Consider the following 13,072-nt stretch of genomic DNA (forward strand, 5'->3'; position numbering starts at 1 on the left):
CTCTACCGCCTGTGGCCCGCCAAGGCGTAGCACAGGCCGTCCACGAGGGCGGCGGGGGCGATGGGCTTGGCGATGGTGCCTGAAAAGGGCCCCGATGCTCCAAACGAGGTCGCGAGATCGGCGCTGAAGGCCAGGATGGGCGTATCCGCGTTTGGCCCAGCACCGTCGACGAAGGCGCGAGCGGCCGCTTCTCCGCCCATGCCCGGCATCCGTATATCCATCAGGATCAGATCGAACGGTTGCTCGCGCGCCCTGCTGACGGCGACTTCACCGCAGTCGGCCTCGACCACCTCCAGTCCGACGCTTTCGCTGATCAGGCGCACGAGTTCCCGGTTGGTCTCGTTGTCGTCCACGATCAGCAGGCTGAGTCCGTGGATCGTATCGGCGTCGTGTTTGTCGCAATCAGGATCGGGTTGCCTTTCGAGGTCGGCCTTTACCAGCGGCACCTCGAAGAAAAAGGTGCTGCCTTTACCCAGAACACTGGTGACGCCGATGGTGCCGTCCATGGCCTCCACCAGCCCTTTGCAGATGGCGAGGCCAAGTCCTGTGCCGCCGTGAAGACGGGCGGTTGAGGCGTCCACCTGCGAGAATCGCTTGAACAGCCGATCAATGCGCTCTGCCGCTATGCCGCTGCCGGTATCGCGAACCTCAAAACGGAGGCGTTGATCGTCTGCGATCGGCGCAACGGAAACCGTTATGGAGCCCACGCCGGTGAACTTTACGGCATTGCTGATCAAGTTCAGCAAAACCTGCCGCAGCCGCGTGTCGTCGAGCAGCAGCGCTGCGTCTGGTGCCCGATCAATGTCGCAGATCAGCGCCAGCGCCTTTGCGGCGGCCTGGGGGGCCATAAGTCCGACGGAATTGGACAGGAACTCACCGAGCTGGACAGGGCGCAGTTCGATCTCCACCTGCCCCGCCTCAAGCTTGGAGAAATCCAGAATGTCGTTCACTTCCGTGAGCAGCGCGTCGGCCGCTTGACTGATGCGCGTGGCATAGTGGTGGCTTTGCGGATCATTCTCCAGGCAGGGCTTCAGCAACTCCGAGAATCCGATGATGCTGTTGAGGGGTGTGCGAAGCTCATGGCTCACATTGGCCATAAACTCTGACTTCACGGCGGCAGAAGCTTCAGCCTGATCGCGAGCGGCCACCAAAAGAGTATTGGCTTCCTGAAGCTTTTCCTCGGCAATTTTCAGCGACGTGACGTCGCTGATCATGACATAGAAGCCCTGGGTCTGCCCGGATGAATCAGTGTCCGGAATATAGTGGCTCAAGGTATGGCCGACGTCGCCGGAAGGTTTGACCAGGGTTCGAGAGAATGTTTGCCGTTCCCCTGCCAGTACGCCGCAAATGTGCTGTTCATTTTTAGCAAACAGCTCAGGGCCCAGAAGTTCAGGCAGCGTGATCTTGAGCATCTCGCTTGAAGAGATGCCAAACCAATCCGAATAGGCGGCGTTTGCAAACTGACAATGCAGTGTGCTGTCCCAATAGGCGACCAGACCCGGCAGATTGTCGGCCAAGGTGCGGATGAACCGCGACGTCGTCAGATGTTCGGTGATGTCCTGAAACGTACCAACTATCGTGCTGATCGCGCCGCTTGTATCGCGAAGACAGGCACCGCGAGCGATCACTTGTCGCTCCGCGCCATCAGGCCGGTAGATCCGAGCCTCCAAGGCGTAATCGCGCCCCTCAGAGACCGCTCGCTGCACACAGTCGCCCAGGAGCTTCGCGTCGTCAGGATGGTATCGGTCGAGGACCCCCTGCAAGGGCGGCGGTTCAACGCCGATCTCGTAGCCATGAATTCGGTAGACCTGATCCGACCAGGTGGTGCGATCGGTCGCAACATCCCATGACCAGGTCCCTACGCCCGCCATGTCCTCCGAAAGCTTGAGCATGATCGCCTGTTGGGCGGCTTTGGCCGCTTTACGCTCGTAAAGGTCGGATTGCGCTTTCGCCGCGTCAGCCATTGCGGAAGCCAGCCTTTGCTCGGCCTCCTTTCGCTCGCTGATGTCGCGCGTGACCTTGGCAAACCCGACCAGTCTATTGCCCTCATGAATGGGCGTGATCACGACGCTGGCCCAGAAGTAGCTCCCGTCCTTGCGGACCCGCCACCCTTCGCTCTCAAAGCGCCCTAGCCGCCGTGCCGTTTCGAGGGCTCGCTGAGGTTCGCCGCCGGCCTGGTCCTCGGCGGCATAAAACATTGCGAAGTCACGGCCGATGGCTTCGTCGGTGCTATAGCCCTTGAAGCGCTGGGCCCCGGCGTTCCAGCTTGTGACGACACCGGCGGGGTCGAGCATGTAAATGGCATAGTCGGTCACGGCGTCGACGAGGATGCGATACTGTTGCTCGTCGACGAGGGGCAACGCGGATCGGTCAGTGCCGAGTTTGCGGACCATGCAGAATATCCTGCCCTACCAGATGGGCCTCAACCGGAAAGGATAACGCCGGCGAACCGGTTAGGCGCCATGATCGACAGTGGCGCGCATTCGTTAAAAGGAAACGGCATTCGCTGTGTCAAATCGACGCGAGGTCGATCGGCGCCCAGTCCTTTTCACTTGGGCCGACCGCGATGCCCTGTCCCGCACGTGTTCGGAAATTCGCGGCGTCTTTCGTCGTCAGGGCTTCTGGCGCGGCCAGTATCGACTAACGTCGGGCTCTCACCCGAGGGAGGCTGTTGTCTTGCGTCTGTTCGCCCGGTTCTGCGCGGTGCTCGCCGCCGCCTTGCTATTCGCCGCGCCCCCGGTTCTGGCCAAGCCCGCCGCCAGGCCGCAACCGACCCTCACCGCCGGCGCGGTCGCCTCGCCGGACCGCTATGGAGCCCTGGCGGCTGAACAGATCCTGCAAGCCGGCGGCAATGCCGTGGACGCGGCGGTGGCCACGGCCTTTGCCCTGGCGGTGACCTATCCCGAGGCCGGCAATCTGGGTGGCGGCGGCTTCATGACCCTGCTGGTCGATGGCAAGCCCTATTTCCTCGACTATCGCGAGACCGCCCCCGCCGCCGCCCGGGCCGAGATGTTCCTGGGCCCCGACGGCGAGCCGGTGGCCGAGCTGAGCCAGTATGGCAATCTGGCCGTCGGCACGCCCGGCACGGTGCGCGGCATGGCCATGGCCCACCAGCGGTTCGGCAAGCTGCCCTGGGCCAGGGTGCTGGCCCCCGCCATCGGCTATGCCCGCGACGGCTTTCTGGTCACGCCGCAGCTGATCGGCATCCTCGACGGCAGCCGCGGCCCCCTGGCCCCGACCAATTTCGAGGCCCATTTCGGCGGGCTGAAGGCCGGAGAGATGTTCCGCCAGCCGGCCCTGGCCGACACCCTGACCCGCATCGCCAGGGACGGCGACAAGGCCTTTTATGAGGGCCAGACCGCCGAGCTGATCGTCGCCCAGATGGGGCGCGGCCCGGTGAAGGGCCTGATCACCCGGGCCGATCTGGCGGCCTACAGGGCGGTGTGGCGCGAGCCCCTGCAGGCCGACTGGCGCGGCTATCGGGTCATCACCGCCCCGCCGCCCAGCTCGGGCGGCATCGCCCTGATGCAGCTGCTGCTGATGAAGCAGCAGGCGGCCAGGCTGTTTGAAGGCGTGCCGCTGAACAGCCCGCGCTACATGCATCTGGTCGCGGAGATCGAAAAGCGGGTCTTCGCCGACCGGGCCGAATATCTGGGCGATCCGGATTTCGTGAAGGTGCCGGTCGAGGCCCTGATCGCTCCGGCCTATCTGGCGCGGCGCGCTGGCCAGATCGACCCGGACAAGCCCTCGCCGACCCCGTCGGTGCAGCCGGGCCTGGAGCGGCCGCAGACCACCCATTTCTCGATCGTCGACAAATGGGGCAATGCCGTCTCCAACACCTATACGATCAACGGCTGGTTCGGCTCCGGCGTGGTGGTCGAGGGGGCGGGCTTCCTGCTCAACAACGAGATGGACGACTTCTCGGCCAAGCCCGGCGTGCCCAACATGTTCGGGGTGGTCGGCGGGTCGGCCAATGCCATCGCGCCCGGCAAGCGGCCCCTGTCGTCCATGACCCCGACCATCCTGACCCGGGACGGCCAGGTGGCCATGGTGATCGGCACGCCGGGCGGCTCGCGGATCTTCACCTCGGTCTTCCAGGTGCTGGCCAACGTCTATGATCACGGCCTGTCCCTGGCCGAGGCCCAGAAGCAGCAGCGCTTCCACCACCAGCTGCTTCCGAAGGACACGATCACCTTCGAGCCCTATGCCCCGGCCTCGGCCGAGCTGCGCCGGGGGCTGGAGGCCATGGGCTATGTCCTGGTCGACCAGGACTACAACGGCGATATCGAAGCCATCCAGGTCTTGAACGGCGCGCCGGTTCCGGTCGCCGATCCCCGGGCGCGCGGTGAGGCGAGGGTGGTGAAGTAGGCGGGCGAAAGATTCTCCCCCAGTGGGGGAGTATCTATTGATCATACCCCGGCCATCTCCGCGATCACCTGCAGGGCCGCCGCGTGCGGATCGGCCGCCGCCGTGATCGGGCGGCCGCAGACCAGGTGGCTGGCGCCGGCGCGCAGGGCGTCGGCGGGGGTGGCGGCGCGGGCCTGGTCGTTCTTGGCGGACCAGTCGGGTCGCACGCCGGGGGTCACCACCAGGAAGTCAGGCCTTGAGGCGTCTTTGGCGATTTCGCGGGCGAGCGCCGCTTCATGCGGACTGGACACCACCCCGTCGACCCCGCAGTCGATGGCCTGGCGGATGCGGCGCTCGACCAGGTCGCGAGCCCCGAAAGCATAGCCCATCTCGGCCAGATCGGCGTCGGTCAGGCTGGTCAGCACCGTCACCGCCAGGATCTTCAGATCCGAATCACCCCGGGCCAGCACGGCCGACCGCATGACCTGCGGCTCGGCATGGACGGTCAGCAGGTCGCAGCCCGCCCCGGCCAGCACCCGGGCCGAGCGCTCCACGGTCGCGCCGATATCGTGCAGTTTCCAGTCGAGGAAAACCGACTTGCCCTGGGCCTTCAGGGCCCGGGCCAGGCCCATGCCGTCGGTGGCCAACAGTTCCAGCCCGATCTTGTAGAACGACACGGCATCACCCAGCCGCTCGACCATGGCTCGGGCCTCGTCGACGGTGGGTAGGTCCAGCGGGATGATCAGGCGCGGATCGGCGGTCATGGTCTTGCCCCGGGGGTTGGCGCGCGCGGGGGTTCACCCTAGGAAAGGGCGGAAGCCGGCGCTTTGAAAAAGGTAAGGACGTCGAATGACCGAGGCCACACTTGCCGTCAACTTCTTCGTCGCCCTGTTTGCTCTGATCGACCCGATCGGCAATGTGCCGCTGTTCGCCGCCGCGACCCTGGGCGCGGCCGCCGCCGGCCGCCGGATGGTGGCGGTCTATATCGGCCTGTTCATGGTCGCCTTCCTGGTTTTCTTCTATTTTACCGGGGTCGGGCTGCTGGCCTTTTTCGGCATTTCGATGCCGGCCTTCCGCATCGCCGGCGGCATCATCCTGTTCATCCTCGGCTTGGACATGGTGCGTGACGACTTCACCACCATGTTCGCTGACGCGGCCGAGGGCATCGAGGGCCAGTCGGCGCGGGTCTATGCCAAGGCCCGCTTCGAGCGCCTGATCGTGCCCTTCGCCATGCCGCTGCTGATCGGGCCGGGCTCGATCTCGACGGTGATCATCTATGCCGCCGAGGCCAAGGAATTTGGCGCGGCCGGCATGGCCCTGGGGGTCAGCGTCATTGCGGCGGTCTCTGTGGTCACGGTGCTGACCTTCTGGGCCTCGCCCCTGATCAGCAAGGTCCTGGGCCGGATCGGCATGAGCATCGTCGTGCGGGTGCTGGGCCTGATCCTCTGCGCCCTGGCGGTGCAGTTCGTGCTGGTCGGGGTGGGCGATGCCACGCGCGGCCTGGTGCGCCAGGATGCGAAGGCACCTTACGCTGAGGGGAAGTAGGGGTTTTCATCTTCCCCTTTCGGGGGAGGAGCGCGCAGCGGGGCAAGTCGCTCAAGCGTCGTGCCAGCGTAAGACCCCCTCCACCGCCGTTCGGCGGTCCCCCTCCCCCGCAGGGGGAGGATGAAGAAGCCTCAAACCTTCCTGAAGCGGTTGCCCTGGTTGGCCATCAGGGCCAGGGCCCAGTCGTCGGGCAGGATCTTGGCGATCGCGGCGATGGTCTTGTTGGGGGCACCGGGGACGCAGACCGGGCGGTTGGCCTCGACGGCCTCATAGCCCGAGGCGGCCACTTCATCGGCCCCCAGCCACAGCCATTCGGGCAGGGACTGGCTGACCTGGGCCCGGGTGCCGTTGACGTCGTGGAATTCCGAATAGGTGAAGCCCGGGCACAGGGCCGACACGTGCACGCCGGTGGCCAGGTTCTCCAGGTGCAGGCTCTGCGAGAACTTCACCAGGAAGCCCTTGGTGGCCGCATAGAGGGTGTGGCCGGCCGCACCGGGGACGAGGCCGGCCAGGGAGGCGACATTGACGATGCGGCCGAACTTCCGCTCGATCATGCCGGGCAGCACCTTGTGGCTCAGCTCGCAGACCGAGGTCAGCATGACCTGCAGGAACTTTCCCTGATCCGCCCAGCTGGTGGTGGCATAGGTGCCCGGCAGGCCATAGCCGGCATTGTTGACCAGCACGTCGACGACCCGGCCCTGGGCGACCACGCCCGCCAGAACGGCCTCGACCCCGGCCGGGTCGGCCAGGTCGGCGGGGATGGCATAGGCCTCGACCCCGAAGCGCAGGCGGATCTCGCTGGCCAGGGCCTCCAGCCGGTCGGCGCGGCGCGCGGTCAGGGCCACGTCATAGCCATGGCTGGCCAGGATGCGGGCAAAGGCGGCTCCGATGCCGGCGGAGGCACCGGTGATCAGGGCGAGACGGCGGGCCATGGAGCTCTATCCGATGCGAAAGCGAGGTTGGGCCGGAGACCAGCACGGCCGGCGATTTGGTTCAAGGCGGGGCAGGCCCGGCGGGCCCTAGGCCTGAGCGCCTGCCAGCAGATCGGCCACGGTGATCTGGGCCAGCCGGTCATGGGCGGCGGTATTGGCGGCGATGATGGCGGCGCTGACGGCGTCGGGGATCTTCTCGCCAACCGGGCAGCCCTTGACCCCCGGCGGGGCCACGCCGAGGTGGGCGCAGCCGTGCACGGCCCGCAAGACCCGGTCCAGCGTGATGTCCTGTGGCGGCTGCAGCAGCCAGGCCCCGCCATTGGCCCCGGCCCGGGCCCCAATCAGGCCGGCCTTGCCGAGCATGGCCGTCACTCGCCGGACAACGACGGGATTGGTCGGCACCGAAGCGGCCAGTTCGACGCTCGCAACGGCGCGATCAGGCGAAAAGGCCTGCTTGTGCGCCAGATAGGCGAGGGCGTGAGCCGCTACGGGAAACTTTTGACTGTCGGACATCTCGGCAGGAACCTAAGGACGATAGGCGCGCGTTCAATCAAAAACTCTTTACGAACCGATTTGCCCGTAAAGCCATTGAACGCCGCGTGACGATTGAACCCGGATCAGATTGGGTGTATCGCGCCGCGCTTGATCGATATGGGCCCGCCGTTCGCATTTTGCGAGAGGGGGCGCCCGGAGACACTCCATGGCTTCCGAAGCCTCCAGCGACCCGACCCCGGATTGCGCGCCCGCCCCCTCAGACATTCCGCATCAGCACGGACCCGGCGCGAAGGGGCATGGCTTCTTTGCGCTCGCCCTCGGCTCGGTCGGCATCGTCTTCGGCGACATCGGCACCAGCCCGCTCTACGCCTTCAAGGAAGCCCTGCACGCCGCCGCCCATGACGGCGTGACCCGGTCCGAGATCTTTGGCGTGGTCTCTCTGGCGCTCTGGGCCCTGATCCTGGTGGTGACGATCAAGTACGTGGTCTTCATCATGAAGGCCGACAACAAGGGTGAAGGCGGGGTGCTGTCCCTGATGGCCCTGGCCCAGCACGCCATGGGTCGACGCACCATGCTGGTCTTCGCCCTCGGCGTGGCCGGCGCGGCCCTGTTCTATGGCGACGCCCTGATCACCCCGGCCATGTCGGTCCTGTCGGCGGTCGAGGGCCTGAGAACCATTCCGGCCCTGGCCAACAATGTTACCAACCAGGTGGTGCTGTTCATCGCCACGGTCATGCTGCTGGGCCTGTTCTTCATCCAGAGCCGGGGCACGGCCTCGGTGGGCAAGCTGTTCGGCCCCGTCTGCGCCCTGTGGTTCGGCGTGATGTTCCTGCTGGGGGCGATCAATCTGGCGCAGTATCCGGCCGTGCTGATGGCCATCAGCCCGCACTATGCGGTCGGGTTCCTGGCCGAGCACGGCCTGACCGGCTTCATCGTGCTGGGCGCCGTGTTCCTGACCGTGACCGGGGTCGAGGCCCTGACCGCGGACATGGGCCATTTCGGCCGCTGGCCGATCCAGGCGGCCTGGCTGTTCTTTGTCCTGCCGTGCCTGACCATGAACTATCTGGGTCAGGGGGCCTTCGCCCTGATGACCCTCGACGCTGCTGCGGCTGCCGGCCGACCGATGCCGGAGCTGAACTGGTTCTTCGAAATGGCCCCGGCCGCCTTCCGCCTGCCGCTGGTCCTGCTGGCGGGTGCCGCGACGGTCATTGCCAGCCAGGCCGTGATCACCGGCGCCTTCTCCCTGACCCAGCAGGCCATCCAGCTGGGCCTGCTGCCGCGTCTCGACGTTCGTCGCACCTCGGAGACCCAGTCGGGCCAGATCTTCGTGCCGCAGCTGAACACCATGCTGCTGTTCGGCGTGCTGGCGATCATGTTCACCTTCCAGACCTCGTCGGCCCTGGCCCATGCCTATGGCCTGGCCGTGACCGGCACCATGATCGTCACCACCTGCATGGCCTTCATCGTCATGCGGAAACTGTGGAAGTGGAGCCTGCCTCAGGCCCTGTGCTTCCTGGTGCCCTTCCTGACCCTGGACATCACCTTCCTCAGCGCCAATGCCCTGCGCTTCTTCTCGGGCGGCTGGCTGCCCGTGCTGATCGGTGCGGTGCTGTTCCTGATCATGGCCACCTGGGTGCGCGGCTCGCAGATTCTGACCGCCAAGACCCGCCGCGACAGCGTGCCCCTGGCCGACCTGATGGAGATCCTGCGGGCCCGGGCCCCGCACCGCGCCCCCGGCACGGCGATCTTCCTGACCTCCGACCCCGACATGACGCCTGTCGCCCTCATGCATAACCTCAAGCACAACAAGGTGCTGCACGAGCGCAATGTCATCCTGACCGTCCGTACCGGCGACACCCCGCGCATCGCCGAGGACGACCGGGTCAAGATCGAGAAGGTCAATGACGACTTCAAGAAGGTCGTCATCACCTATGGCTTCATGGAAAGCCCGAACCTGCCCAAGGCCCTGGCCGTGTGCCGCAAGCAGGGGCTGAAGTTCGACATCATGGCCACCAGCTTCTTCCTGGGTCGCCGCTCGATCGTGCCCTCGGCCAATAGCGGCATGCCGCTGTGGCAGGACCGGCTGTTCATCTATCTGATGCGCAATGCCGCCAACCCGACGGACTTCTTCAAGATCCCGCCCGGCCGCGTGGTCGAGCTGGGCGCCCAGGTGACGGTCTAGAGTGACCTATGGACTAGCGATCCTCGTTTTTGCGGTCGCGACAGTCGCCTGCGCGGGCTTCAGCATCTGTACTTGGTGGCTGTCCCGCCGAATGGAGCGCCTCCGTATAGTCGATCTCGGTGGACGACCACTTGATCGGTCGCGATGGACGATCTGGTATCCGATCATCTTCATGCTTCTGGCGTGGGGAGAGCTGTACTCACGGATTCACGCTGGTCTGCCCGTGATCACCGGAATCCGGAGCTACGCCTACGTCATGATCCCCCTTTTCTGCGCGTGGGTGTCGAGCGTGACGCTCCACCTCGTTTGGAAATCTCTCAAGGAACAACATCCATGAGCACCGCCTTACGCGTCATCGGCGATGGCCTGTCCATCGCCGCCCTGGCCATCATCGCCTCGACCGCCCTGCAGGCCTGGAAGCGCATCCCCAAGGATGTGACCATTCCCATGCACTGGGGCCGCGACGGCCAGCCCACCTGGCGGACGTCCCGGGTCGTGGGACTGCTGTGGATTCCGACGGCGGCCATGGCCATCATCTTCGCCTTCACCCTGTCGGGAGCGACCTTCCGCGCCCAGGGGCTGGAGGCGATGATGCTGCTGTGCGTGCGCGCCGCCCTGGCCGCGATTCTGGCCATGGCCCAGCTGGCGCACCTGCGCGCGGTCATCCGAACCCTGCAGGGCGAGGACCGGCTTTAGGGCGAGGTCCCATTAGGACTTGACCCGTCGCCCCCGGCGCCCTTGAACGCGCCCGACTTTGTGTTTCTCCGGAAGGACCCCGCGCATGGCTGACAAGTCCGTGAAGAAGGTCGTGCTCGCCTATTCGGGCGGCCTCGACACCTCGATCATTCTGAAGTGGCTGCAGACCGAATATGGCGCGGAGGTCATCACCTTCACCGCCGACCTCGGCCAGGGCGAGGAAATCGAGCCGGCCCGCGCCAAGGCCCTGGCCGCCGGCGTCAAGCCCGAGAACATCTTCATCGAGGACGTGCGCGAAGAGTTCGTCCGCGACTATGTCTTCCCGATGTTCCGCGCCAATACGGTCTATGAGGGCCAGTACCTGCTGGGCACCTCGATCGCCCGCCCGCTGATCGCCAAGAAGCAGATCGAGATCGCCCGCAAGATGGGCGCCGACGCCGTCAGCCACGGCGCGACCGGCAAGGGCAATGACCAGGTCCGTTTCGAGCTCGGCTATTACGGCCTCGAGCCCGACATCACCGTGATTGCCCCCTGGCGCGAATGGGACTTCAAGTCGCGCGAGGCCCTGCTGGAGTTTGCCGAGAAGCACCAGATCCAGATCACCAAGGACAAGCGCGGCGAAGCCCCTTTCAGCGTCGACGCCAACCTGCTGCACTCCTCGTCCGAGGGTAAGGTGCTGGAAGATCCGGCGGTCGAGGCCCCTGAATTCGTCCACATGCGCACCATCGCGCCGGAAGATGCGCCCGACAAACCGCACGTCTTCACGATCGACTTCGACAAGGGCGATCCGGTCGCCATCGACGGCGTGGCGATGAGCCCTGCCACCCTGCTGACCAAGCTCAATGAACTGGGCCGCGACAACGGCGTCGGTCGCCTCGACCTGGTGGAAAACCGCTTCGTCGGCATGAAGTCGCGCGGCGTCTACGAGACCCCGGGCGGCACGATCCTGCTGGCCGCCCACCGCGGCATCGAGAGCATCACCCTGGACCGGGGTGCCATGCACCTGAAGGACGAGCTGATGCCGAAATATGCCTCGCTCGTTTACAACGGCTTCTGGTTCAGCCCCGAGCGCGAGATGCTGCAGGCGGCCATCGACTACAGCCAGACCAAGGTCTCGGGCCAGGTGCGGGTCAAGCTCTACAAGGGCAATGTCTCGATCATCGGCCGCACCAGCCCCTATAGCCTGTACGACCAGGACCTGGTGACCTTCGAGGAAGGCAAGGTCGCCTATGACCACCGCGACGCCGGCGGCTTCATCAAGCTCAACGCCCTGCGCCTGCGGGTTCTGGCCAAGCGGGATCAGCGGACGAAGGGCTGAGGTCAACCAAAGATCGACGATGGAAAGGCGTCGCGAGCTCAGCTCGCGGCGCCTTTTTCGTTCCTGAGCCTACTCGTCAGCGGCGGCGCGGCGGGGCCGGGAAGCACCGTCACCTGGCCCGCGTACTCCACCGAGACGGCCGGTGTAGCCGCCAGGGATTTGAAGAAGCCGTCACGGCCGGTCCACGGACACCCGCACCACCGTCCCGTTCCGGTCGTCCGCCACCCAGACGGCCCCATCCGCGGCCACCGCCAGCCCGACCGGTGCCCCCATCGGCCGTTTGTCCGCGACGGCCTGCCAGCCCGGCGTCAGGATCAGCGGCTCGGCCGCCGGACCGGGATGGGGCTTCCACACCAGACCATCGGCACCATAGGCCGGGTACCGCGCCCTGGCCGTCGCTACCGGCATCCCCCTGGCATCCAGGGCGAAGGCCACGATCCGGGCACCGGTCGCGCGATAGCCGTGATAGCTGACCAGCAGCCGGCCCTGGAGCTGCGGCAGCAGCCCGCCCTGATAGACCAGCATGCCGAGTGGCGCGGCATGCGGCGGCAGCAGAAGGGCCGGCCGGGTATGGTCGGCCGAGCGGCACCGGAAATTCGTGGCCCCAACCCAGCCGGGGGTCGATTTCACCATGTCGTAGCAGTAGGGCCAGCCGTAGTGACCGCCCTCGACCAGCACGTTCAGCTCTTCGAACGGCCGGTCGGCCGCCGGGTCGAAGTCGTAGCTGTTCTCAGCCTGAAGCAGCGTGCCCGCCGGCGTCCGCGCCAAAGCCAGGCTGTTGCGCAGGCCGCGGGCGACCATGGTGTAGGTCTCTGCCCAGCGCCCCTGGCTGAGGTAGCGATAGCGCCGCACGCCGGCCAGGGCCTCGGCCCCCTCGCTCTGGAGGCAGCGCGGCGTTCCGTCCGGCTTGCCCTCGACCAGGCAGCGGTCGCTCGGCGCGCCGACATTGACCAGCAGGTCGCCATTGGCGTCGAAGATGAAGTTGGACAGGGGGTGGCGGGTGTCGTGTAGCCGATTGTCCGGCAGGCCGGCGACGACCACCTCGACCGTGGTGGCCGGCAGTGGCGCGCCGGGATTCATGCGGATGATGCGGCTCATCTCGCCGACATAGACCAGGCCGTCAGGGCCGATCGCCAGGCCATGGGGCATCGTCAGCCCCTTGAGCAACGGAGTCAGAACGGCGGGTCGCCCCGCCTCGGCGCGCAGCCGCCAGACCGACCCCTTGCCCGGATCCCAGCCGCCCAGATCGGTGACGATCCAGTCGCCGCCTGGCAGTTGCACCAGGGTTCGTGGCATCCGCAGGACCCGCTTCGACAGGCCGCTGGTCCCCGGCGGCGGGGCGACCACAAGGCCGGCGCACATCCCGGGTGCCATCTCGATCGGCAGCCTCGGCCAGCCGTCGCAGGTCTGGCCTGGCGACAGGACATAGGGTGCCGCCATCACGGGCGAGGCGACAAGCATTACGAGCAGCGCAAGGGCCGCGATCAGGCGTTTCATGAGGGCGTCCGGTACGGTCCGAACGTCAGCCTAGGTGAGGACGCGCGGCGGTTACAGGGA

At 66.2% G+C, this 13,072-nt stretch carries 10 protein-coding genes; 5 read left to right on the plus strand and 5 right to left on the minus strand.

All coding sequences use genetic code 11. From position 1 onward, the window contains the following. Positions 1-2 precede the first annotated feature (2 nt). The gene (locus ACW17U_RS18495; protein ID WP_492054311.1) at positions 3-2,393 is read right to left on the minus strand and encodes a PAS domain S-box protein; all 2,391 of its coding nucleotides are present in this window, start codon (positions 2,391-2,393) and stop codon (positions 3-5) included. Between the two features lie 283 nt (positions 2,394-2,676). On the opposite strand from ACW17U_RS18495, the gene ggt reads away from it, so the two are divergent. Then, the gene (gene ggt, locus ACW17U_RS18500; RefSeq protein WP_492054312.1) at positions 2,677-4,368 is read left to right on the plus strand and encodes a gamma-glutamyltransferase; all 1,692 of its coding nucleotides are present in this window, start codon (positions 2,677-2,679) and stop codon (positions 4,366-4,368) included. A gap of 41 nt (positions 4,369-4,409) precedes the next feature. Here the strand turns inward: ggt and pyrF are convergent, their stop codons facing one another. After that, positions 4,410-5,111, minus strand: a complete 702-nt coding sequence (gene pyrF, locus ACW17U_RS18505) for an orotidine-5'-phosphate decarboxylase (RefSeq protein ID WP_492054313.1) — start codon at positions 5,109-5,111, stop codon at positions 4,410-4,412. Positions 5,112-5,196: 85 nt separating this feature from the next. On the opposite strand from pyrF, the gene ACW17U_RS18510 reads away from it, so the two are divergent. Then, entirely contained in the window at positions 5,197-5,892 is a 696-nt protein-coding gene (locus tag ACW17U_RS18510; protein WP_492054314.1) for a MarC family protein, read from the plus strand. Between the two features lie 131 nt (positions 5,893-6,023). On the opposite strand, the gene ACW17U_RS18515 is transcribed toward ACW17U_RS18510, so the two are convergent. Together ACW17U_RS18515 and ACW17U_RS18520 are read right to left on the minus strand one after the other, a co-directional pair. Next, the gene (locus tag ACW17U_RS18515; protein WP_492054315.1) at positions 6,024-6,824 is read right to left on the minus strand and encodes an SDR family NAD(P)-dependent oxidoreductase; all 801 of its coding nucleotides are present in this window, start codon (positions 6,822-6,824) and stop codon (positions 6,024-6,026) included. An 87-nt stretch (positions 6,825-6,911) separates the two neighbouring features. Further along, entirely contained in the window at positions 6,912-7,337 is a 426-nt protein-coding gene (locus ACW17U_RS18520) for an Rrf2 family transcriptional regulator (protein ID WP_062150232.1), read from the minus strand. 187 nt (positions 7,338-7,524) lie between these two features. On the opposite strand from ACW17U_RS18520, the gene ACW17U_RS18525 reads away from it, so the two are divergent. From ACW17U_RS18525 to ACW17U_RS18535, 3 genes are all read left to right on the plus strand, one after another. Next, positions 7,525-9,501, plus strand: a complete 1,977-nt coding sequence (locus ACW17U_RS18525; protein WP_062150229.1) for a potassium transporter Kup — start codon at positions 7,525-7,527, stop codon at positions 9,499-9,501. 333 nt (positions 9,502-9,834) lie between these two features. Further along, on the plus strand, positions 9,835-10,197 hold the full coding sequence (locus ACW17U_RS18530; protein ID WP_062150226.1) for an SdpI family protein: 363 nt from the start codon (positions 9,835-9,837) through the stop codon (positions 10,195-10,197). 85 nt (positions 10,198-10,282) lie between these two features. Next, positions 10,283-11,515, plus strand: coding sequence for an argininosuccinate synthase (locus tag ACW17U_RS18535; RefSeq protein WP_492054316.1), 1,233 nt, complete (start codon positions 10,283-10,285; stop codon positions 11,513-11,515). Between the two features lie 171 nt (positions 11,516-11,686). Here the strand turns inward: ACW17U_RS18535 and ACW17U_RS18540 are convergent, their stop codons facing one another. Beyond that, complete coding sequence (locus ACW17U_RS18540) at positions 11,687-13,012, minus strand: PQQ-dependent sugar dehydrogenase (protein ID WP_492054317.1); 1,326 nt, start codon at positions 13,010-13,012, stop codon at positions 11,687-11,689. Positions 13,013-13,072 lie beyond the last annotated feature (60 nt).

Source organism: Caulobacter sp. AVps16 (assembly GCF_058681455.1).